At 74.2% G+C, this 21,131-nt stretch carries 17 protein-coding genes and 3 pseudogenes; 10 read left to right on the top strand and 10 right to left on the bottom strand.

Annotated elements, in window-relative coordinates:
* Positions 1 to 7: 7 nt before the first annotated feature.
* A complete protein-coding gene (locus tag AB0E77_RS12980; RefSeq protein ID WP_361569255.1) occupies positions 8 to 484 on the bottom strand; it encodes a GreA/GreB family elongation factor in 477 nt (158 codons plus the stop codon).
* Positions 485 to 756: 272 nt separating this feature from the next.
* Here AB0E77_RS12980 and AB0E77_RS12975 point away from each other — a divergent pair, with 272 nt between their 5' ends.
* Together AB0E77_RS12975 and AB0E77_RS12970 are read left to right on the top strand one after the other, a co-directional pair.
* A complete protein-coding gene (locus tag AB0E77_RS12975) occupies positions 757 to 1,290 on the top strand; it encodes an SRPBCC family protein (RefSeq protein WP_361569253.1) in 534 nt (177 codons plus the stop codon).
* Between the two features lie 35 nt (positions 1,291 to 1,325).
* Positions 1,326 to 3,644 carry an FdhF/YdeP family oxidoreductase gene (locus AB0E77_RS12970; RefSeq protein ID WP_361569251.1) on the top strand — a complete coding sequence of 773 codons (2,319 nt, stop codon included), beginning with the start codon at positions 1,326 to 1,328 and terminating at the stop codon, positions 3,642 to 3,644.
* Positions 3,645 to 3,672: 28 nt separating this feature from the next.
* On the opposite strand, the gene AB0E77_RS12965 is transcribed toward AB0E77_RS12970, so the two are convergent.
* The 7 genes and pseudogenes from AB0E77_RS12965 to AB0E77_RS12935 form a co-directional block, all read right to left on the bottom strand.
* Positions 3,673 to 4,500 carry a MarR family transcriptional regulator gene (locus AB0E77_RS12965; protein ID WP_361569249.1) on the bottom strand — a complete coding sequence of 276 codons (828 nt, stop codon included), beginning with the start codon at positions 4,498 to 4,500 and terminating at the stop codon, positions 3,673 to 3,675.
* A gap of 20 nt (positions 4,501 to 4,520) precedes the next feature.
* Positions 4,521 to 5,096, bottom strand: coding sequence for a dihydrofolate reductase family protein (locus AB0E77_RS12960; protein WP_361569247.1), 576 nt, complete (start codon positions 5,094 to 5,096; stop codon positions 4,521 to 4,523).
* Positions 5,097 to 5,395: 299 nt separating this feature from the next.
* Positions 5,396 to 6,094 (bottom strand): pyridoxamine 5'-phosphate oxidase family protein, encoded by a 699-nt coding sequence (locus tag AB0E77_RS12955; protein ID WP_361569245.1) that lies wholly within the window; start codon positions 6,092 to 6,094, stop codon positions 5,396 to 5,398.
* A 65-nt stretch (positions 6,095 to 6,159) separates the two neighbouring features.
* A complete protein-coding gene (locus tag AB0E77_RS12950) occupies positions 6,160 to 7,038 on the bottom strand; it encodes a universal stress protein (protein ID WP_361569244.1) in 879 nt (292 codons plus the stop codon).
* A gap of 34 nt (positions 7,039 to 7,072) precedes the next feature.
* Positions 7,073 to 7,933 carry a universal stress protein gene (locus AB0E77_RS12945; protein ID WP_361569243.1) on the bottom strand — a complete coding sequence of 287 codons (861 nt, stop codon included), beginning with the start codon at positions 7,931 to 7,933 and terminating at the stop codon, positions 7,073 to 7,075.
* Positions 7,934 to 8,049: 116 nt separating this feature from the next.
* Positions 8,050 to 9,561, bottom strand: a complete 1,512-nt coding sequence (locus tag AB0E77_RS12940; protein ID WP_361569242.1) for an AAA family ATPase — start codon at positions 9,559 to 9,561, stop codon at positions 8,050 to 8,052.
* A gap of 196 nt (positions 9,562 to 9,757) precedes the next feature.
* Positions 9,758 to 9,868: pseudogene (locus AB0E77_RS12935) on the bottom strand (nitroreductase); the annotation flags it as partial.
* A 142-nt stretch (positions 9,869 to 10,010) separates the two neighbouring features.
* Here AB0E77_RS12935 and AB0E77_RS12930 point away from each other — a divergent pair.
* The 6 genes and pseudogenes from AB0E77_RS12930 (at position 10,011) to AB0E77_RS12905 (ending at position 15,612) form a co-directional block, all read left to right on the top strand.
* Positions 10,011 to 11,409, top strand: a pseudogene (locus AB0E77_RS12930) (nicotinate phosphoribosyltransferase).
* A gap of 25 nt (positions 11,410 to 11,434) precedes the next feature.
* Complete coding sequence (locus AB0E77_RS12925; RefSeq protein WP_361569240.1) at positions 11,435 to 11,887, top strand: universal stress protein; 453 nt, start codon at positions 11,435 to 11,437, stop codon at positions 11,885 to 11,887.
* 399 nt (positions 11,888 to 12,286) lie between these two features.
* Positions 12,287 to 12,868 (top strand): hypothetical protein, encoded by a 582-nt coding sequence (locus tag AB0E77_RS12920; RefSeq protein ID WP_361569239.1) that lies wholly within the window; start codon positions 12,287 to 12,289, stop codon positions 12,866 to 12,868.
* A gap of 22 nt (positions 12,869 to 12,890) precedes the next feature.
* Complete coding sequence (locus AB0E77_RS12915; RefSeq protein ID WP_361569237.1) at positions 12,891 to 13,760, top strand: universal stress protein; 870 nt, start codon at positions 12,891 to 12,893, stop codon at positions 13,758 to 13,760.
* 45 nt (positions 13,761 to 13,805) lie between these two features.
* Positions 13,806 to 14,690 carry a universal stress protein gene (locus tag AB0E77_RS12910; RefSeq protein ID WP_361569235.1) on the top strand — a complete coding sequence of 295 codons (885 nt, stop codon included), beginning with the start codon at positions 13,806 to 13,808 and terminating at the stop codon, positions 14,688 to 14,690.
* Positions 14,691 to 14,724: 34 nt separating this feature from the next.
* On the top strand, positions 14,725 to 15,612 hold the full coding sequence (locus AB0E77_RS12905) for a universal stress protein (protein WP_361569234.1): 888 nt from the start codon (positions 14,725 to 14,727) through the stop codon (positions 15,610 to 15,612).
* 13 nt (positions 15,613 to 15,625) lie between these two features.
* Here the strand turns inward: AB0E77_RS12905 and AB0E77_RS12900 are convergent, their stop codons facing one another.
* Positions 15,626 to 19,288, bottom strand: a complete 3,663-nt coding sequence (locus AB0E77_RS12900; RefSeq protein WP_361569233.1) for a hydantoinase B/oxoprolinase family protein — start codon at positions 19,286 to 19,288, stop codon at positions 15,626 to 15,628.
* Between the two features lie 311 nt (positions 19,289 to 19,599).
* On the opposite strand from AB0E77_RS12900, the gene AB0E77_RS12895 reads away from it, so the two are divergent.
* Entirely contained in the window at positions 19,600 to 20,277 is a 678-nt protein-coding gene (locus AB0E77_RS12895; RefSeq protein WP_361569232.1) for a CBS domain-containing protein, read from the top strand.
* Between the two features lie 8 nt (positions 20,278 to 20,285).
* Here the strand turns inward: AB0E77_RS12895 and AB0E77_RS12890 are convergent, their stop codons facing one another.
* Entirely contained in the window at positions 20,286 to 20,579 is a 294-nt protein-coding gene (locus AB0E77_RS12890; protein WP_361569230.1) for a dsRBD fold-containing protein, read from the bottom strand.
* Between the two features lie 170 nt (positions 20,580 to 20,749).
* Here AB0E77_RS12890 and AB0E77_RS12885 point away from each other — a divergent pair.
* Positions 20,750 to 21,131 (top strand): annotated as a pseudogene (locus AB0E77_RS12885) (hypothetical protein); the annotation flags it as partial.

Genomic DNA, 21,131 nt, shown 5'->3' with positions numbered 1-21,131 from the left:
GTCCTCCCTACCGTTCGCCCGGTCGGCCCAGTGACACGACGGCGGCGGTCGCGCGTCCCGCCGGTGTGTCGTAGGTGACGGTGTCCCCGGGGCGCCGGCCGAGGAGGGCGTGTCCGAGGGGGCTGTCGGCCGTGATCAGGGCCTGGTCCGACGCCTCGGCCCGTTCGCCGATCTCGAGGGTCTCCTCCGTGCCGTCGCCGTACCGCACGGTGACCGTGCTGCCCACGCCCACCGCGTCGGTCCGGGGCGGGCCCGCGTCCGCCGCCCGGGTGAGGCGGGTGGTGATGTCGGCGATGCGGGAGTCCAGCTTCCGGAGTGCGTCGGCGCGTTGCAGTTCGTCGGCCGCGTCGGCGCGGTCGCCCACCTCGTCGTCGGAGTCCTGGAGCGTCGCGGCGACCCTCCCGCGTTCGGCCTGCAGGTCGGCGCGTTCCCGTTCCAGGGCCTGTCGGGCGTCGTCGCTGATGGGTTCGGGTTCGCCGGGCATTCCAGCTCCTTGGCGTGCCGAGGGCGTCCGGGCACGGTCTACGCGCCACTTTAGTCCGGTTCGCCCGTGAATTCGCCTCCGGTCGCGCCATCCGGCGCCCTGTGGAACGGTGGGGACGGAGAGCACTCGTACGTCTGACCGCGGGCAGGAGGGTGACATGTCGTCGAAGCGACGCCGGAAGAAGAAGGCACGCCGCAAGCACGCCGCCAACCACGGGAAGCGGCCCCAGTCCTGAGGACCGTGACGGTCGGAGTCCCTGAGGTGGGTGAGCCATGCACAGCGTCACCACGCACACGGTCGAGGAGTCCGTAGAGGTCTCGGTACCGGTGCGCACGGCGTACAACCAGTGGACCCAGTTCAAGACCTTCCCTCGGTTCACGTCGTGGGTGCGGCGGGTCGATCAGGTCCGGCCCACCGTGCTCGTGTGGGTCGTCGGATACGGACCCGTGCACCGCGAGTTCACGGCCGAGATCCAGGAGCAGGTGCCCGATTCGCACCTGACCTGGCGGAGTCTGGGGCGGGGCCCCTCGCACCGGGGCGAGGTGACGTTCCGGCCGGCCGACGCGGGCGGGGCCCGGGTCACGGTGCGGATGGAGTTCGCGCCGCGCGGCCTGGCGGGCGCGCTGGCCCGCGTCCCCGCGATGACCGAGCGCGTCGTGCGTCTCGAGCTGAGGAACTTCAAGGAGTTCATCGAAGGGCTGGGTGAGGAGTGCGGGGCCTGGCGCGGAGTCATCCGCCATGGTCACGTCCGCCCCCTGGAACCGGAACCGCCCAGGAGCCGGGTGCCCACCTGGCCCGTCGGCTGATCGCCCCGCGGCAGCAGAAAAGGAGAGGCACACCCATGAACAAGCCGCCGAGCGAGGAGCCGGAGGACGGCCTCACGGTGACCCCGCCCAAGAAGTGGGCGGCCGGGGTGCCCGCGGTCGTGCACGCCCTCGAGTACTCCCTGGAACAGACCTCCCCGGTGCGCACGGGGACGACGCTGCTGACCATGAACCAGGTGGACGGCATCGACTGCCCCGGGTGCGCCTGGGCGGACCCGTCGCCGGGGCACCGGCACCGCAACGAGTACTGCGAGAACGGCGCCAAGCACATCAACGACGAGGCGACGACGCGGCGTATCACTCCCGAGTTCTTCCGCCGCCACTCGGTCTCCGACCTGGCCGGGCGCTCCGACATGTGGCTGAACCAGCAGGGCCGGCTCACCGAACCGGTGGTCAAGCGGCCGGGCTCCGACCACTACGAGCCGATCAGCTGGAACGACGCCTTCGACCTGCTCGGCACGGAACTGACGTCGCTCGACTCCCCGGACGAGGCCGTCTTCTACACCTCCGGCAGGGCCGGCAACGAGGCAGCGTTCGTCCTGCAGCTGTTCGCCCGCGCCTACGGCACCAACAACCTGCCCGACTGCAGCAACATGTGCCACGAGTCCAGCGGCTTCGCCCTGCACGAGACGCTCGGCACGGGCAAGGGCACGGTCAGTCTGGACGACCTCCACGAGGCCGATCTGATCTTCCTGGTCGGGCAGAACCCCGGCACCAATCATCCGCGGCAGCTGTCGGCACTGGAACAGGCGAAGCTGAACGGGGCCCGCATCATCGCCGTGAACCCGCTGCCCGAGGCCGGGCTGCTCAGGTTCAAGAACCCGCAGAAGGCACGCGGAGTGGTCGGCTCGGGCGTCCAGATCGCCGACCGGTTCCTGCACATCCGGCCCGGTGGTGACCTGGCGCTCTTCCAGTTGCTGAACCGGATGCTCCTGGAGGCGGAGGACGCCCGGCCGGGCGAGGTGCTGCACCACGACTTCATCCAGGCCTCCACGAGCGGCTTCCAGGAGTTCGCCGCACACGCCCGCACCGTCGGCTGGCAGGACATCGTCGCGGCCACCGGACTGTCCCGCGACGAGATCGAGAAGGTCCGCGACGACGTCCTGCGCAGCGAACGGATCATCGTCTGCTGGGCCATGGGCGTCACCCAGCACAAGCACGGCGTCCCCACCATCCGGGAGATCGTCAACTTCCTGATGCTGCGCGGGAACCTCGGCAGGGCGGGCACCGGCGCCTGTCCCGTGCGCGGGCACAGCAATGTGCAGGGCGACCGGACCATGGGGATCTGGGAGCAGATGCCGGACTCGTTCCTCGATGCGCTCCAGCAGGAGTTCGGCTTCGACCCGCCCCGCGCGCACGGACTGGACTCGGTCAACTCGATCAAGGCGATGCGCGAGGGACGGATCAAGTTCTTCCTCGCCCTGGCCGGCAACTTCGTGCGGGCCGCGCCGGACAGCGCCGTCACCGAGGACGCGATGCGCCGGTGCCGTCTGACCGCCCACATCTCCACCAAGCTGAACCGGTCCCACACAATCTGCGGCGAGACGGCGCTGATCCTGCCCACGCTGGGCCGCACCGAGCGGGACATCCAGGCGGGCGGTGAGCAGTTCGTCACCGTGGAGAACTCGATGAGCGAGGTGCACACCTCCCGCGGGCGGCTGGAACCGGCCTCCAAGGTGCTGCTCAGCGAGGTCGCCATCCTGTGCCGGCTCGCCCGCCGGACCCTCGGCGACCGCACGGAGATCCCCTGGGAACGGTTCGAGGCGGACTACGGGACGATCCGCGACCGGATCGCCAGGATCGTGCCGGGACTGCACGACTTCAACCGGCGGGTGGTGCGCCCCGGGGGGATCCGGCTGCCGAACCCGGTGAACGAGGGCGTCTTCTCCACGGCCTCGGGCAAGGCGATGTTCACCCGCAACGCCTGGGAGATGCCCGACATCCCGGACGGGCACCTCCTCCTGCAGACGCTGCGCTCCCACGACCAGTGGAACACCGTCCCCTACACGCCCAACGACCGCTACCGGGGCATCCACGGCAACCGCCGCGTGGTGCTGGTCAGTCCTGCGGACCTGACCGCTCTCGGCCTGGCCGAGGGGCAGCACGTGGACCTGGTCGGCGTGTGGACCGACGGCACCGAGCGCCGGGCCGAGGACTTCGAGGTCGTCCCGTATCCGGCCTCGCGCGGTTCCGCCGCCGCGTACTACCCGGAGACCCAGGTCCTGGTGCCGCTGGACAGCGTGGCCGACATCAGCAACCAGCCGACGTCCAAGGGGATCCTGGTCCGCCTGGAGCCCGTCCCGGACCGGCGGGACGCCACCGCCGTCGTGACCTGACGGCTCGGGCCCCGTGCGTCGCCGCTCGTCACCGTGACCCGGCGGCCACCAGCCTCGCGGTGAGGGGCTCGAGTTCGGTGACCAGTTCCGCCAGTTCGGCGGGAGACAGGGCGTCGTACGGCGGGGCGGCGAGTTCGTCGGTCAGGGCCTCGATGCGTGCCTTGGTCGCGCGGCCGGCGTCGGTGAACCGGCCGTCGGTGTCGACGAGCCCGCGCTCGCGCAGGCCGGCCATGACCGAGGCCAGCCGCTCCTTCGGCAGGTGGTGGATGCGTCCGAAGGACTCGGGCGGGTGGATGCCCTGCTCGATCGCGGAGAGCACGTGGGCCTCCGTGCCGCCGATGCGGGCGCCGACCAGGGCGGCGACGTGGCCGTCTCCGCGGTGCTCGCGCAGCATGGTCGCGGAATGCCACAGCCGGGCCACCGGGTCGCCCGGAATCGGGAGGGTACGCATCCCGGCGAACATCACCCGGCCTTCCGTCGGCGCGCGCGTGGCGGCCTCGGTGGTCAGGTCGGCGGCGCGCACCAGGCCCGGGGAGCCGGCCAGTCCCTCGCCGAGGATCCGCCGCAGGGAGGCCGCGCTGCCCCGCAGCCGCGCGGCGACGGACTCCTCGGGCGGGACGGTCTCCCACGCGCTCGGGATGTGCCGCGCGGCCTCACCGTCGGCGAAGCTGTAGAAGGCCGCGTGCACGACCTCCGCCGGCACCCGTCCCAGCGGGGCGGCGCGGCTGGCGAAGTAGCCGTCCCAGTAGGTGCGGTGGCCGAGCGCGGCCAGTTCCCGGTCGGCCTCGCCGGCGAAGAAGGTGACCAGGCAGACGGGCTCCAGGAGCTCGTGCATGCGGCGGGCGGTGTGCGTCATGGGTCTCGTCATGTCCCCCGTCACGCCGGGCCGGCGGCTCGACGGGTGCGGTAGCGGGCGTGGATCAGTCCGCTCGCGAAGGCGCGCTGCCCGACCAGTTCGAGGTCGAGGCGCACGCCGTCCGGGAAGAAGCGCTTGCCGCCGCCGACCACGCTCGTGGTGAGGAACAGGTGGTACTCGTCGACGAGTCCGGCCGCGATCGCCTGGGCCGCGAGGTTCGGTCCGTCGACGGTGAGGTCGTGAGGGGACTCGGCCTTGAGCCGGCGCACCGCGTCCGGGTCGAAGGTCCGCTCGATCCTGGTCCGCTCGCTGGACACCGACCCGAGCGTCGTGGAGTACACGACCTTCTCCGCGGCCCGCCAGTCGCGGGCGTACTGCGCGATGTGCGGCGGCACGTCGGGCCCGGGGTGCACGGTCTCCCAGTAGACCATCGTCTCGTACATCCGCCGGCCGTAGAGGTAGGTGCCGACGGGGCGGTAGAGGTCGCCGACGAAGGTGTGCACCTCCGGGTCCTCGGCGCCGAGACCGAGGTCGCCCTCCGCCGCCTCGGCGTAGCCGTCGAGTGAGGTGATCATGGAGTAGATGAGCTTGGCCATGCCGTGGTGACCTCCGCCCGGCTCGAAACTCATCGGTCGGCGGGCCGGTCCGGCGTGGACGCCCCGCAGTGGGCCGGGGCGCGGTTCGAGGGGCCCGCCACGGTCGTCGGCGGGGGCGGGCCGCCCGCTGGATACCGCCCGGCAACTCGCACTGGCCCGGTTGATGCCGGCCGATCCGGCCGTCGCCGCCCGACGAGGCCACCGCCGGGGCGGGCAGCACCGGCGCCCGTCCTCGGCCCGGCTGCCAGGTGACCAGCGGCCCGGGCCGGCGGCGCCCCGCCGGCCATCCCCGTGGGCCGTCACTCCTCCCGCAGCGGCTCGATGACACGGCCGCTCGTCCGGTCCGGCACGACGCGGATCCACAGGTCGCGCCGGCCCCCGGCCCACGGTGTCGACCCGTACCGCCGCGCGAGGGCCTCGAGCGTCTCCGGATCGGCGGGGTGCTCGACGGTCCCCGTCACCAGGACGCTCCAGCCCAGGCCCGCGGCCTCGTCGATGTGATCGGTCTCGAAGGCGACCCGGGCACCGACGCGGACCGCCGCGGCGCCGGCCGGGTCGGTGCGGTAGACGACGCTGCGCCCGTCCACCAGGAAGTTGACCGGCATCACCACGGGGGCCTCGGCCGCGCCGGCCGTGTAGGAGATGCGGCCGATGCCGTGGGTGCCCAGCCGCTGCCAGCACTCCTGCTCCGACAGCCGCGCCAGCACCGGGTGGGCCGCCGGCCCGCCCCGGCCGGGCGGCGTGTCGCGGCGGCCCGTGGTCAGCTCCTCGTAGGGCATGTCCAGCACGGCGGCGAGCCGCATCAGCGCCCCGGGGTCGAAGCCGGTTCCCAGCTCCTCGACCTGGCGCAGATAGGTCACGGACATCCCGGCCCGTGCGGCCATCTCCTCGCGGGACATCCCCAGTTGCCCCCGCCGCAGCGCGATGCGGTCGGCGACGCCCTCGTCCCCCGAGGAGGCGTCGGCCGCGGGCCCGGCCCGGTCCCGGTCTGCGTGCACGGCCTTCACTCCCCTTCGCTCGCTTCTCTTCCGGTCTCTTCCCTGCGGGGTGCGCCGTCCGCCCGTCACATGTGCCGGACGACGGCCACGGGGCAGGTCGAGTGGTGCAGCACCGCCAGCGTGACCCGGCCGAGCTGGAACCCGTACTGACCTCGGCGGCGCCGGGTCCCCACGACCAGCAGGTCGGCCTCGCGGGACGCGGTCTCGAGTACCCCTCGGGCGTGCCCCTCCACCGTGTGGCGGTGCACCCGCGTCTCGGGCGGGACGCCGGCCAGCGCGGCCTCCAGGGCCTCGGCCGCCCGCCGCTCGTGCGTCCCGCCCGGCTCGCCGGCGGTCGGCGCTTCCCCGGTGATCTCGCGCGCGGGGCGCCGCCAGGCGCGTACGGCGTGCAGTGGTACCCCGCGCCGCAGCGCCTCCTCGGCGGCGAACCGGACCACGGGCGCGTCGTCGGCGCCTTCGCCGACGCCCACGACGACCCGCCCCCGGACCGGGCGCACGGTCTGGTTGTCGTGGCTGCCGCGGAGCACGACCAGCGGGCAGTCGGCGCGCCCGGCGACGCCCAGGCTGACCGAGCCGAGCAGGACCTCGGCGAGGCCGCCGCGGCCACGGGTGCCGACGACGAGCACGGAGGCGTTGCGTCCCTCGCCGACGAGGGCGTGCTCCGCGTCCTCCGGCAGGATGTCGGTGGTCACCTTCAGCTGCGGCCGGCCGTGTGCGGCCCGCCGGGCGGCGAGGTCGACGATGTCCCGGGCGCTCACGTCCTCCGCCCGCTCGCCGAGGTCCTCGGCCACGGCCGAGCCCTCGTACCGCTCCCACAGGGAGGCGTACACGATGCGCAGCGGCAGTTCGCGCAGCACGGCCTCGTCGGCGGCCCACTCCGCGGCGCGGAGACTGGCCTCGGAACCGTCCACGCCGACGACGACAGGCAGTTTCACGGCTCTCACCCTCTGTCTGTTTCCGGCCTCGTGTCGAGGGCGGTCAGACCATGTGCGGGACGACGGCGACCGGGCAGTCGGCGTGGTGCAGCAGGGTGTGCGCCACGCGACCGAGCTGGAGTCCGAGGCGTTCGTGGCGGCGCCGGGCGCCGATGACGGCGAGGTCCGCGGCGGCCGCACGTCGCAGCAGGACCGAACGGGCGGGTCCTTCCACGACGGTGCGTCCCACCTTCACCGCCACGTGGTCGGCCTCCGCCGCGCCCAGCACGGCGTCGAGGACGGCCGCCGCCTGTTCCTCGTCGGCCGCGGCTCCGTCCGCCCGCTCACCGGCCGGGCGGCGCCAGGTGCGGACGGCGTCGAGCGCGCAGCCGCGCGCCTCGGCCTCGCGGAAGGCGAACCGCACCGCCTCGTCGCCGTACTCCGGTTCGCCCACGCCGAGGAGGATCCGTTGGTGGATGCCCGCCAGCGCGGCGCCGTCCCCGCGGACCACGATGACCGGGCAGGTGGCCCGCGCGGCCACCGCCAGGCCCACCGAGCCGAGCAGCAGTCCCGGGATCCCGCCACGTCCGCGTGACCCGGTCACCACGGCGTGCGCCTCGCGGCCACGCTCCAGCAGGGCCTTCGCGGGGTCCTCGGCGGCCACCTCGGTGGTGACCGGCAGCGCCGGATCGCGGCGGCCGGCCCGTTCCGCGGCGACGGCGACGACGTTCTCGGCCATCACCTGGCCCGGCGGCCGGGCGGGTCCGGAGGGGACGGCGCCTTCGTAGCGTTCCCACAGGGACCCGTACACCAGTCTCAGCCGCAGTCCGTGCCGGGCGGCGTAGTCCACCGCCCAGTCCACGGCGGCGTAGCCTGCGGTGGACCCGTCGACACCCACGACCAGGGGGAACTCCACCGTCCCCACCACCTTTCGTCGGGTTGCGCAGTGCGGCAGCCGCACGGGGCTCCATCGCCAGCGTCGCACGGCGCCCGGGACACGGCATGGGCGATACGGCCCCGATGCGGGCCGAACGGCCCTGCTCAGTCCGGCTCCATGTAGGGGCGCCGGAACACCGTCGCCTGGTCGGGGCCCCACGGCCGGACGGCGGCCAGGGCCCGGGCGACCGCGGACCGCAGCGGGCCGCTGGTGTCGACCGGGACCGCTTCGGGCCACGGCTGTTCCCTGTCGGCCATGGCCTCGGCCACGCCGAGGCCGGCGTCGGACGCGCCGGGGGGACGTGTGCCGAGGCGGGCCGCCGCCACGTCCCCGGGGACATGGCAGTGCAGGGCGACGAGGTCGGCGCAGGCGCGTTCGGCCGTACGCCGTGCCTCCTCGCGCTGCGCCGCGTCGATCCAGGTGGCGTCCAGGACCACGGACTCGCCCCGGGCCAGCAGCGCCGCGGCCCGGTCGAGCAGTTCGGCGTAGGTTCTGGCCGTCCGTTCGGGTGTGTACAGGCCCTCGCCGTAGTCGGCGGCGGCGGACTGCTCCGCGGGGATGCCCGCCATCTCCTTGCGCAGGCGGTCGCTGCTGAGCAGGACCGCGCCGAGCCGGTCGGCCAGGGCGCCGGACAACGTGGACTTGCCCGAGCCGGGCAGTCCGGCGACGAGTGTCAGGCCGACGGCCGAGGCGCGCAGGTGGCGCAGTGCCGTGGCGACGAACCGGCGGGCCGCCGCCTGTGCTCCGGGCGCCCCCTGCCGGGCCTGGATCATGGACACCTTGGCGCGGACGAAGGCGCGGTAGGCGACGTAGTGGTGCCACAGGGAGGGCGGCGCGGGGTCGCCGGCGTAGTCGCTGTACCGGGCCAGGAAGAAGGCCGCGGACTCGGGTGCGCCGAGCTGCTCGAGGTCCATGGCCAGGAACGCGGCGTCGTCGAGGCCGTCGACGTGGCGCAGCCGGTCGTCGAACTCGAGGCAGTCCAGGATCCGCGGTCCGTCGTCGAGCACGAAGACGTCGTCGGCGAGCAGGTCCCCGTGCCCGTCGACCACCCGGCCCTGCTCGATGCGGGCGTCGAAGAGCGGCTTGCGGCCGGCGAGATAGCGGCGGACCAGCCGCCGGGTCTCCGCCGTCCCGTCGGACTCCGGGCCCGGTGCGGCCATGGAAGCGACCTCCGCGAAACTGGCCTCCCAGCGCCCGGCCAGCGCGTCGCGGGTGCCCTCGTCAAAGACGCCGTGGCCCCGGGGCGCGGCGGCGTGCCGGGCGGCGAGCTGCCGGGCGACGGCACGCAGGGCGTCGTCGACGGGCGCTCCCGCCCGGACGAGGCGTGACAGACAGCGGTCGGCGGGCATGCGGCGCATCACCACGAGCGGCTCGGCCTCGTCCTCGCCCGGGGTGCGCAGCTCGCCCAGGCCCAGGTAGACGTCCGGTGCGAACCGCCGGTTGAGCGTGATCTCGCGCTCGCACGCCGCACGACGGGCGGCCGGCGTGGTGTAGTCCAGGAAGCCCAGGTCCACCGGCTTCTTGCACTTGTACACCCGGTCCCCCGCGAAGAAGATCACCGAGGTGTGCGTCTCGCGGACGTCCGCACGCCGTTCGTGGTGCCCCGGCTCGGTCATGGGCGAGCCTCTCGGGCGAGCCGTCGCATCACGGGCGGGCCTCCGCTGTGCCGAGCTGGTGGGGAGTGGCGCGAGCGGTACCCACCCGCCCTTCGATGAGTACCTCATGCGCCTTGGTCGCGCATGCGGGCCTCGCCGTCCAGGAAGGCGAGCGTCGCCGCCACGAACAGGTCCGCGTCGTCGAGCCACGGGTAGTGGCCCGCACGTAACGGAAGCGCCATGGCTGGGCGTTGTGCATGGACGGGGCGGCGGTGGCCTCCGCCACCAGCGTGGTCACCGTCTTCGAATCGAGCCGGACCCGGACCATGGCAGCCTCCTCCGCTCGCCCTCTCCATCGTCGTCGCCCGTGCCGCGGGCGGGAAGGGCCGCCCGGCCCTTCCGGCCGGCCCGGGAGCGGACGACGCTGGGAGGTGTCCCGGCCGCATGCCGACACGGACGAGGTGACCGTCATGTCAGACGTGACCACCACGGACCTGTACGAGGTGACGATGGCGCTGTCCTACCTCCACGAAGGGATGGACCGGCCCGCGACGTTCAGCCTCTTCGTACGGGCCGTGCCTCCCGAACGCGGCTTCCTGGTGAGCGCCGGGGCGGAACCGGCCCTCGACTATCTGGGCGGCTTCGCCGTCACGCCCGCGGACGTGGAGGACTTCGCCGCCGCGCTGGGCCGTCCGCCCGCCGGCCTGGCCGCCCTGGACGGCATGACGTTCACCGGAGAGGTCCGCGCCGTGCCCGAGGGGCGGGTGGTCTTCGCCGGCGAGCCGCTGCTGGAGGTCACGGCGCCGATCGCCGAGGCCCAGCTCGTGGAGACCTTCCTCCTCAACCAGGTCTCGCACCAGACGGCCGTCGCGTCGAAGGCGGTGCGCTCCGTCCTGGCCGCGGCGGGCCGTCCGGTCGTCGACTTCTCCCTGCGCCGCACCCACGGCACCTCCGCCGGTCTCCAGGCCGCCCGCACGGCCGCCCTGGCGGGTTTCGCGGGCACCAGCAACGTGGCGGCGGCGGTCCGCTGGGGGCTGCCCGCCTCGGGCACGATGGCGCACTCGTACGTCGAGGCCTTCCGGGACGAGGAGAGCGCCTTCCGCGCCTTCGCCCGCTGCCACCCGGGGCCCGTGACCCTGCTGGTGGACACGTACGACACCGTGCGGGGCGCGCGCACGGCGGCCCGCGTGCTGCGCGACCTCGACCGGGGGCCGGGCTGCGCGGTGCGGCGACCTGGGCGATCTGGCCCGCCGGGTGCGTTCCGTCCTGGACGACGCCGGCCTGCCCGGCGTGCGCATCATCGCCAGCGGCGGCCTGGACGAGTACGCGGTGGACGCCCTGGTCCGCTCCGGGGCGCCCATCGACGTGTACGCGGTCGGCACCCGCGTCGGCACCTCGGCCGACGCCCCGTACCTGGACTCCGCCTACAAGCTCGTGGAGTACGCCGGCCGCCCCGTGATGAAGCTGTCGTCCGCCAAGATGTCCCTGCCGGGACGCAAGCAGGTCTTCCGCCGCCCGGGCGGCGCCGATGTCATCGCCCTGTGGGACGAGCCGGCGCCGGCCGGGGGCGAACCGCTGCTGCGCACGGTGATGAGATGCGGACGTCGCGCCTGCCCGCCGGACACCCTGCCGCAGGCGCACGCCCGTCTGACGGCCGACCTGGCCGGACTGCCGCCCGAGGCGCTGCGCGTCCGCGGCCCCGAGCCGTGCCGGGCCGTGGTCTCCGAGCCGCTGTCCGAGCTGACCGCCCGGATGCGCGAGCGTCTCGGCGACCCGGCCTTCGCCGCCGCGCACGACGCCCTGGGCCGGGGGCCTGGCGGCCGGCCGCCGGCTGGCGCGGCGGGGCGCCACCGGGCAGCGTGGACGTAGCGGACAACACTCCTGTGAGGTGACCATGCAACCCTCTGAGGCGGTACGACGGGTGGTCGTCGGTGTGGACGGGTCACCGTCCTCCTACGCGGCGCTGCGCTGGGCGGACCGCTACGCGCGGACCGTCGGCGGGGCCGTGGAGGCGATCCACGTCTGGGACACCCCGTCCGCCACGGGCTTCGCCGGGCCGGCCATCGACCCGGACTTCGACCTCCAGCAGGCACGCGAGCGTTTCGCCGAGGAGCTGGGCGCCGTCTTCCCGGACGAGCGGCCGCCGGGGTTCCGGGAGGTGCTCGTCGAGGGCGACCCCTCGGAGGCGTTGATCCGTGCCTCGGAAGGTGCCGACGTCCTCGTCGTCGGGCGCCGGGGAAGGGGGGCCTTCGCCCGGGCGATGCTGGGGTCGGTGAGCCAGCGCTGCGCCCAGCACGCGGCCTGTCCCGTCGTGGTCGTCCGGCACGAGGACGACGCGACCCGCTGAGACCCCGGGCCACCGTGCTCCCGGTCGGGGGCCGTCGGCCGTACGGAAGGCGAGCGCGACGTCCGTCACCTCGTAGTTGTCGGGGAGCACCACGGGGCCGTTCCGCGTGGTCGGCGCGAGGTGTCCCCTTCCCGTGTGTCGACGGCGGGTGCGGCACGGCCGCGCGCCGACTCCCTGCCCGCAACCGGATGTACGTGGTCCCCGGCACGCCGGCCGGCCGCACCACGGAACCGGTCTCGCCGCACGTGCCGGCGCCGCGTCCACCAGACCGCCGACCGCTGACGGTCCGGGGCATGTGGGGCCTTTCGACCCACGGCCACCGCGAGCGGTGCCCGAACGGCCCCTGCACGCCGGGCGGCTCCGGAGTGAGGCTGGAGACGTCGGCCGGAGGTGAGCACGATGCGTGGAACCGGAACCACTCGGCGGTCCCTGTGGCGTTGGCGCCGCAATCCGTTGCGCCGCCGTGAGGACGTGCTCGAAGGATGGGTCCTGCTGCTGACGTGGCTCGTGATCGCGGTGGCGGGCCCCCTGGCCGGTGTGCTCGGGGCGCAGGCCGGCGGGGAAGCGTCCGCACAGCGGCGCGCCGAACGCCACCAGGTCACGGCCACCCTGGTCTCGGACGCCAAGGGCAGTGGTCTCGTCGGCGGGACGACGCAGGACCGCGTCGACGCCACCGTGCGCTGGACGGCGTCCGACGGCACACGCCACTCGGGCAGGGCCGTGGTCGACGAAGGGCTGAAGGCCGGCTCGCGGGTGACGCTGTGGACCGACCGGCAGGACCGCCTGACCACCGCGCCGCCCACAGCGGCCCAGGCCGGGGTGGACGCCGCCTTCACGGGCACCGCGTCCTCCTTCGCCGTCGTCACCGCGGCGGCCGCCGGGTACTACGGCGCACGGGTGGTACTCGACCGTCGGCGCCGTGCGGCCTGGGAGGACGAATGGCAGCACATCGGCTCCCAGTGGGGACGTGCGGCCAGCTGACACCCGGCCGGGAGGAGGAACGATGAGCGGCTTCATGGCCGTGGGGACGGACGGTTCGGCGCCGGCCCTCGACGCGGTCGTCCTGGCTGCCCGCGAGGCCGAGGTACGGGGGCTCGCGCTCCGGGTGGTGCACGCGCTCGCCCGGCCGGCCCGTCTGCCGCTGGACACCGTCCTGCCGAGGGCGGTCAGGGAACGCTTCCGGCAGGAGGCGGACGCGGTGCTGGACGAGGCGGTGCTCCGCGCGCGGACGACGGCACCCGGCGTGGACGTCTCGGGGCTGGTGCGTCCGGGGGACGCGCTCGGCGTTCTGCTGGAGGAGTCCCGGACGGCCGAGCTGGTCGCCGTGGGACACCGCGGCCTGAACGCGTTCACCGGGCCGCTGCTCGGCTCCACGGCGGCCGGGCTGGCCGCGCACGCCCGGTGCCCGGTGCTGGTCGTCCGGGTCCCGGAGGTTCCGACGGGACCGATCGTGCTGGGCCTGGACGGCTCGCCCGCGGGGTCGGCGGCGCTGCGGTTCGCCTTCGAGGAGGCCGCGGCACAGCGGGCCCACGTCGTCGCGGTGCACGCCTGGACCGCGTGGAACTCCCCGCTGCCGCCGCCCACGGATCCCTCGGAGCCCTACGCGTACGCGCCCGGTCAGCTGGCCGCCGAGGAGGAACGGCTCCTGGCCGAGACCCTCGCGGGCACGAGCGACCGGTATCCCGACGTGAAGGTGGAACGCAGGACCGTGCAGGGGCCGACGCGTCCGGCGCTGATCGAGGCGAGCCGCACGGCCCGCCTCACGGTGGTCGGTGCCCGGGGCCGCGGAGGGTTCACGGGACTGCTGCTCGGCTCGGTCAGCCAGGCCGTCCTCCACCATGCGCACAGCCCGGTGGCCGTCGTCCGGGGATGACCCTCCGGCGCGGCCGGGCGAACCGTCCGAAGTGAGGTGGTGACCATGTCCACCGACCCGAACCCCGCTCCGATCGTGGTAGGCGTCGACCCCGATCCGGACAGACGCGTCGCCCTCACCTGGGCCGCCGACGAGGCCCGGCGCCGCCGGCGGCCTCTGACCCTGGTGTACGCGCAGGGCGAACCGGTCCCCGGGTACCGGCCGGAGGGCGGCCGTCCCTCGTGGGAGCGGTGGCGCGAGGAACTGCACACGACGGGGAACGACGTCCTCGAGAGCGCGGCCGCCTTCGTCGAGGAGCGCCTGCCCGGCGCGGAGGTCTCGGTGCTGCTGGCCGAGGGGCCTCCCGCGTGGGTGCTGGCCGAGCAGTCCCAGCACGCCGAACTGGTCGTGATCGGTTCCCGGCATCCGGCTGCCCGCCGAGGGCTGTTCGCCTCCACGGCGGTGGCGTTGCCGCTGACCGCCCGCGCCGCCTGCCCGGTCGTCGTGCTGCGCGAGTCCGAGCACACCACCCGGCAGCCGCCGTACCTCGTCGTCGGCGTGGACGGCAGCCCTGACGCGGCCGCCGCGGTCGACTTCGCGTTCGACGAGGCGGACCTGCGCGGTGCGAACCTGCGCGCCCTGTACGCCTGGCACACGCCCGTGCTCGGCGTCATGGACGAACACGCGGCGGTGCGGGAATGGCGTCAGCTGCTCGCGGAGACGGTGGCCGGGCGCACCGTCGCCCATCCGTCGGTGGAGCTGCACCACGAGGTGGTCGAAGGGCACCCGGTGCAGGTGCTCACCGACGCGTCGGCGCACGCCCTCGGGCTGGTCGTCGGCGCCCGCGGGCGCGGCGGCTTCCGCGGCATGCTGCTGGGCTCCGTCAGTCAGGGCGTGCTGCACCACGCGCACTGCCCCGTGATCACCGTGCCGCACGGACGGCACCCGTGAGCGTCCGGGCGGTCACCGAAGAGGGAGCATGATCATGACACGGTCCGTGGTAGTGGGAGTCGACGGTTCCCCGTCGAGCCGGAAGGCGGTCGGGACGGCGGCGCGGGAGGCCGAACTGCGCGGCTCGGGGCTGCTGTTGGTGCACGCGTTCGGCCGGCCGATGCCGCATGTGCCGCCCGGCGGGCCGCCCTGGAATCCGGGCGGGTCGGGGGTGCGGGAGATGGTGGACGGCACCATGGCCGAGGCGGAGCAGCTCGTGCACCGGGTGGCTCCCGGGGTCGGGATCGCCCGCCAGGTGACGGTGGGCGAGCCGCTGGTGGTGCTGGAGATCGCGTCGCGCACGGCGTCCCTCGTCGTGGTCGGCCACCGCGGGCTGAGCGCCTTCGGTCATCTGCTGCTCGGCTCGACCGCCGGGCATCTGGCGGCCCACGCCCGGTCTCCGGTGCTGGTCGTGCGGGGGCGGGACGAACCGGAGGGTCCCGTGCTGCTGGCCGTCGACGACTCGCCCTCCTGTGCGGAGGCCGTGCGTTTCGCCTTCGCCGAGGCGTCCCTGCGCCGGGCCGGGCTGCTGGCCGTGCACGCGGTCAGGGAGGGGGACGCGGACGCCTACGACGGGCCCGCCGACCCGCCGTTCGTGACGCGGGACGAGAGGAGGCTGCTCGCGCACGCCGAGCAGGTGATCGACACCGTGGTGGCCGGACCCGCCGAGCGGCATCCTGAGGTGGCGGTGCGCCGGCTGCCGGTCGTGGGCCGGGTGCGCCGTGCTCTCATCGACGCGAGCGGGGACGCCCAGCTCATGGTCGTGGGGGCGCGCGGCAGGGGCGGGTTCGCGGGTCTGCTGCTGGGGTCGGTCAGTCAGGCCCTGCTGCACCACGCGCAGTGTCCGCTCGTCGTCGCCCGGGGGCCCGAGAGCACGCGGTGAGCACGTTCCGTGGTCAGTGCGGCGTCGCCCCCTCCGGGTCCGTGTCTCCGTAACCGCCGCCGCCGGGGGTGAGCAGCACGAACACGTCGTCCCGCTGTACGGCCAGGGAGCCGCAGCCCGCCATGGGCAGGACGGTGCCCGCCCGTTCCACGTGGTGGCGGCCGAGGGCGCCCGGTTCACCGCCGGCCATGCCGTAGGGCGGGACCCGGCGGTGCCCCGACAGCACGCTGATCGTCATCGCCTCGCGGAAGCGGATCCTGCGCACCACCCCGTCGCCGCCGCGCCACCGGCCCCGCCCCCCGCTGCCCCGCCGCACGGAGAACTCCTCGACGAGCACGGGCAGCCGCATCTCCAGCACCTCGGGGTCGGTCAGGTGGGAGTTGGTCATGTGCGTCTGCACGGCACAGGCGCCGTGGAAGCCGGGGCCGGCCCCGGCGCCCGAGGCGACCGTCTCGTAGTACTGGTGGCGTTCGTTGCCGAAGGTGACGTTGTTCATGGTGCCGCTGCCCTCCGCCTGCGCGGACAGCGCGGCGTAGAGCGCCCCGGTGACGGCCTGGGAGGTCTCGACGTTGCCGGCCACGATGGCGGCCGGTGAGGCGGGGGCGAGCATCGACCGCTGCGGGACGAGGAGGCGCAGCGGCCGCAGGCAGCCGTCGTTCAGCGGGATGTCCTGGGCGATCAGCGTCCGGAAGACGTAGAGCACGGCGGCGGTGACCACGGAGGTCGGCGCGTTGAAGTTGGACGGGAGCTGGGGCGAGGTCCCGGTGAAGTCGACGGTGGCCTCGCGCCGGCCGTGGTCCACGGTGACGCGTACGGCGATCACCGCGCCGGAGTCGGTCTCGTACCGGTACGCCCCGCCGGTGAGGGTGGTGAGGGCCTGCCGGACCGCTTCCTCCGCATTGTCCTGGACGTGCCGCATGTAGGCCTGCACCACGTCGAGGCCGAAGTGCCGGATCATCCGGTCGACCTCGTCGACGCCCTTGGCGTTGGCGGCGATCTGGGCGCGCAGGTCGGCCAGGTTGGTCGCCGGGCTGCGCGAGGGGTACGGCGCACCGGTGAGCAGCTCCAGGGTCTCGGCCTCCCGCAGCCGGCCGTCCTGGACCAGCAGCCAGTTGTCGAAGAGGACGCCCTCCTCCTCGATGCGGTGGCTGTCGGCGGGCATCGAGCCGGGGGTGAGGCCGCCGATCTCCGCGTGGTGGCCGCGGGAGGCGACGTAGAACAGGACGCGGTCGGCGTGCGGGGTGCCGGCCTGGCCGAAGACGGGCGTGACGACGGTGACGTCGGGCAGGTGGGTGCCGCCGTGGTACGGGTCGTTCACCGCGTACGCGTCCCCCGGCCGCATACCGCCGGCGCGGCGGCGGACGATCTCCCGGACGGCGGTGCCCATGGAGCCGAGGTGGACGGGGATGTGCGGCGCGTTGGCGACGAGACCGCCCTCGGGGTCGAAGAGGGCGCAGGAGAAGTCCAGGCGTTCCTTGATGTTGACGGACTGCGCGGTGGCGGCGAGCCGGGCGCCCATCTGTTCGGCGACGGAGACGAACTGGCTGTTGAAGATCTCCAGCAGCACGGGATCGGCCCGGATTGCGGCGTCGCCCCGGCCCTCGGTGGCGGTGCGGATCCCGGTGGGGGTGGCCGTCCGGGTCAGGCGCAGGTGTCCGGTCTCCGTGACGGTGGCCTGCCAGCCGGGGTCGACGACGGTGGTCGCGTTGTCCTCGGCGATCACGGCGGGCCCCGCCAGCACCGTCCCGGGGCGCAGCCGCGTGCGCTCCCGCAGCGGCACGGTCCGCCACTCGCCCGCGACGTGGAGGCGGGTGGTGGGCGCGTCGTCCTCGCCGTACGGCAGGTCCTCGCCGCCGAGCCGGCCGAGGTCGGGCCGGGAGGTCAGTCCCCGGGCCTCGACGGAGAGGGCCTCGACCACGACCGGCCGGTCCAGCAGGAACGAGTAGAGCGTGCGGTGGCGTTCGGCGAAGGCGCGTGCCATCTCAGCGGCTGCGCCGAGCGGCACGGTGACGGAGGTGTCGGTCCCGTCGTAGCGCAGGCGTGCCGTCCGGGCGACGCGCATCCGCTCGTCCGGGGTGCCCTGGTCGGCCAGTTCGTCCCGGGCGGCGGCCTCGAGCCGGCCGGCGGTCGTCCGGACCGCGTCCATGTGGGCGTCGTCCAGCGGCAGTTCCAGCGACCGCTCGTGCACGGTCGTGACATCCGCGAGCCCGATGCCGAGGGCGGACAGCACACCGGCCAGCGGCGGCACGAGCACGGTGCGGATGCCGAGCGCGTCGGCGACGGCACACGCGTGCTGACCGCCGGCGCCGCCGAAGGACGTCAGGGCGTAGCCGCGCACGTCGTGGCCCCGGTGCACGGAGACGCGCTTGACGGCGGCGGCGACGTTCGCGACCGCCACCTGGAGGAAGCCCTCGGCCACCTCCTCGGGGGTCCTCCGGTCCCCGGTGGCCTCGTGGATCCGGGCCGCCAGCTCGGTGAACTTCCGCCGTACGACGGTCTCGTCCAGCGGCTGGTGGCCGTCGGGGCCGAAGACGTGGGGGAAGTGTGCGGGCGGGACGCGTCCGAGCATCACGTTGGCGTCGGTCACCGTCAGCGGGCCGCCCGCGCGGTAGCAGGCCGGGCCAGGGCGCGCCCCGGCGGAGTCCGGGCCCACCTGGTAGCGGCCGTGGTCGAAGCGCAGGACCGAGCCGCCGCCCGCGGCGACGGTGTGGATGTCCAGCATGGGCACCTGCAGACGGACTCCGGCGATGCGGGTGACCGGCACCCGGTCGAAGTCGCCCGCGAAGTGGGACACGTCCGTCGAGGTGCCGCCCATGTCGAAGCCGACGACACGGTCGTGTCCGGCCTGCTGCGAGAGTCCGGCCATGCCGACGACGCCGCCGGCCGGGCCGGAGAGGACGGCGTTGGTGCCGCGGAAGTGGTCCGCCGCGGCCAGACCGCCGTTGGACTGCATGAACATGAGCCGGACGCCCGACAGTTCACGGGAGACGTCGTGCACGTACCGGCGCAGTCCCGGTGTGAGGTAGGCGTCCACGACGGCGGTGTCGCCGCGCAGGACGAGCCGGGTGAGCGGTCCGACGGCGGAGGAGAGCGAGACCTGGGTGAAGCCGAGGGAGGCGGCCAGCCGGCCGACGGCACGCTCGTGCGCGGGGTGCAGCGCGCTGTGCAGACAGACGACCGCGACCGCGCGGATCCCCTCTGCGTATGCACGCCTCAGCTCGACGGCGAGCGCGTCGAGGTCGGGCGGGCGCAGCACCTCGCCCTCGGCGGTGACGCGCTCGTCGACCTCGACGACGCGTTCGTAGAGGGGTTCCGGCAGCTCGATCCGCCGGGCGAAGAGGTCCGGGCGGTTCTGGTGGCCGATGCGCAGGGCGTCACGGAACCCGCGGGTGATCACCAGGGCCGTGCGTTCCCCGGCGCGTTCCAGCAGGGCGTTGGTCGCCACGGTGGTGCCCATGCGGACGCTGTGGACGGCGTCGCCGGGGATCGGCGCGCCCGGGGCCAGTCCGAGCAGGCGCCGCACGCCCTCGACGGCCGCGTCGCGGTAGCGGCCGGGATCCTCGGAGAGCAGCTTGTGCGCCCGGACACGGCCGTCGGGCGCCTGGGCGACGACGTCGGTGAAGGTGCCGCCCCTGTCGATCCAGAACCGCCAGCCGGAAGGGGTACCGCCGGGCATGCTCGCGTCCTCCTCCGTGCCGTCGATGACACCGCCGTCTGCCTGCGTCCCAGCATCGGGCGGTTCGCGCCGGGATGCGAACCGGCGGGATCCCGCGACGCCGTCGGTCCAGCCGCGCGTCGCTGCGGTTCCGTCGGTGCCGAGGCCCAGGACGACCGCGGGCACCCGCCGTCGCCGCCCGGTCCCCGAGGGGCCAGGAGGAGCCGGCCGACAGGGCGCCCTTCGCCGCCGGCCGGTCCGCGGCCCGGGTTGCACTGTGCCGGTTCGGGGCGATGGTGGAGTCATGGGCCCGGTGGGACGAGGAGGATGCGGTGCCTGAGACCCCGCACATCGTCGGCGACGTGATGACCCGGACGGTCGTGGCCGTCGGGCGCGACGCCTCCTTCAAGGAGATCGTGCAGACCATGGAGCAGTGGCGGGTCAGCGCGATGCCGGTCCTGGAGGGGGAAGGGCGGGTCATCGGCGTCGTCTCGGAGGCCGACCTGCTGCCCAAGGAGGAGTTCCGCGAGGGCGAGCCGAGCCTCGTCGAGCAGGGCCGGCGGCTGGCCGACGTCGGCAAGGCCGGGGCGGTGACGGCGGAGGAGCTGATGAGTGCTCCCGCGATCACGGTCCACCCCGACGCCACGCTCGCGCAGGCGGCCAGGATCATGGCCGTCCGGCACGTCAAGAGGCTGCCCGTGGTCGACGAGATCGGCCTGCTCCAGGGCATCGTCAGCCGCGTCGACCTGCTGAAGGTCTTCCTGAGGCCGGACGAGGAGATCGAGGAGGAGGTCCGTCGCACCGTGGTCTCCTACCTGTTCCCCGCCTTCAGCCACGCCGTGCACGTGCACGTCCACGAGGGCGTCGTCACCCTCCGCGGGCACATCCACGACACCTCGCTGATCTCGGTCGCCGTGCGCCTGGCGCGTGCCGTGGAGGGCGTCGTGGACGTCGAGCCCCACCTCACCGGCGAGCCGGCGGGCGGGGACGGGCCCGGGTCCGCCGGCTGACCGGGGGCTCAGCGGGGGCTGGACCGTTCGGTGACCTGTCGGGGGCCGGGCCGCGAGGACCCCATGCCCTCGATGTCGCGCTCGGCGATGTCCAGCAGCTGCTGAGCGATGCTGCGCAGGCCGCGGCCCGCCGCCAGTTCGTCGCCGATCTCGGCCACGTCCGCGTCGGCCGGATGGCAGTGCGCGGTGCCGTGCGCGGTGAGCGCCGTGGTGCCGGTGTCCAGCACGACGTGCGCCTTCGTGGTTCCGTCGTCGTCCTCGAAGAGGTGGAGCCGGACTCTCCACTCGGCCGTGTGCGGCATAGCTCCTCCTTGGCCGCCGGGATCCCCCACCGTCCTGCTCCCATGATGGGACGGCCGGGGCCCGGATCACAGGGCCGATGGTCCCTGTGCCCCGGGCTGCCCCGCCTCGCCTTCCGCGGCGCGGATAGGGTGGGACGTTCGATCTCGCCGCGTCGACTCCGGAGGCATCTGTGGGACCAGGCGGACCTGCCGCGATACGGGTGCCGGTCGGCGAGGACTCCCACCGGTGGAACAGTCGGCGGCCGTCTCGTCACGTCCTGCTGGTGGTGCACAACGTCACCTCCGCCGGACGCCTGCTCGACGTGCTCCCGCTGTTCCACGACGACTTCCGGGTGCAGCTCCTGGTCACGTCGACGGGATCGTCCGTCTTCCAGGACGGCGTCCACGAGCTGTTCTCCGAACTGGGGTTGCCCGTACTGCCGTGGCGCCAGGCGCTGGCCACACCGGTGGATCTGGCGATCTCCGCGAGTTTCGGCGGCCAACTGGCCCACATAAAAGGCAAGTTGACCATACTCCCCCACGGTATCGGCTACACTAAGAGACTGGCACAGC

The sequence above is a fragment of the Streptomyces sp. NPDC032940 genome (assembly GCF_040636935.1).
GTDB lineage: Bacteria > Actinomycetota > Actinomycetes > Streptomycetales > Streptomycetaceae > Streptomyces.
The sequence above is the reverse complement of the archived record's forward strand: the minus strand, read 5'-3'. Positions and strand labels throughout refer to the sequence as shown.

Coding starts and splice junctions, on each gene's coding strand:
- AB0E77_RS12970 (WP_361569251.1), top strand. CDS start 1,326: ATGAACAAGCCGCCGAGCGAGGAGCCGGAGGACGGCCTCACGGTGACC.
- AB0E77_RS12975 (WP_361569253.1), top strand. CDS start 757: ATGCACAGCGTCACCACGCACACGGTCGAGGAGTCCGTAGAGGTCTCG.
- AB0E77_RS12965 (WP_361569249.1), bottom strand. CDS start 4,500: ATGACGCACACCGCCCGCCGCATGCACGAGCTCCTGGAGCCCGTCTGC.
- AB0E77_RS12980 (WP_361569255.1), bottom strand. CDS start 484: ATGCCCGGCGAACCCGAACCCATCAGCGACGACGCCCGACAGGCCCTG.
- AB0E77_RS12890 (WP_361569230.1), bottom strand. CDS start 20,579: ATGCCGCACACGGCCGAGTGGAGAGTCCGGCTCCACCTCTTCGAGGAC.
- AB0E77_RS12960 (WP_361569247.1), bottom strand. CDS start 5,096: ATGGCCAAGCTCATCTACTCCATGATCACCTCACTCGACGGCTACGCC.
- AB0E77_RS12940 (WP_361569242.1), bottom strand. CDS start 9,561: ATGACCGAGCCGGGGCACCACGAACGGCGTGCGGACGTCCGCGAGACG.
- AB0E77_RS12905 (WP_361569234.1), top strand. CDS start 14,725: ATGACACGGTCCGTGGTAGTGGGAGTCGACGGTTCCCCGTCGAGCCGG.
- AB0E77_RS12920 (WP_361569239.1), top strand. CDS start 12,287: ATGCGTGGAACCGGAACCACTCGGCGGTCCCTGTGGCGTTGGCGCCGC.
- AB0E77_RS12925 (WP_361569240.1), top strand. CDS start 11,435: ATGCAACCCTCTGAGGCGGTACGACGGGTGGTCGTCGGTGTGGACGGG.
- AB0E77_RS12910 (WP_361569235.1), top strand. CDS start 13,806: ATGTCCACCGACCCGAACCCCGCTCCGATCGTGGTAGGCGTCGACCCC.
- AB0E77_RS12915 (WP_361569237.1), top strand. CDS start 12,891: ATGAGCGGCTTCATGGCCGTGGGGACGGACGGTTCGGCGCCGGCCCTC.
- AB0E77_RS12900 (WP_361569233.1), bottom strand. CDS start 19,288: ATGCCCGGCGGTACCCCTTCCGGCTGGCGGTTCTGGATCGACAGGGGC.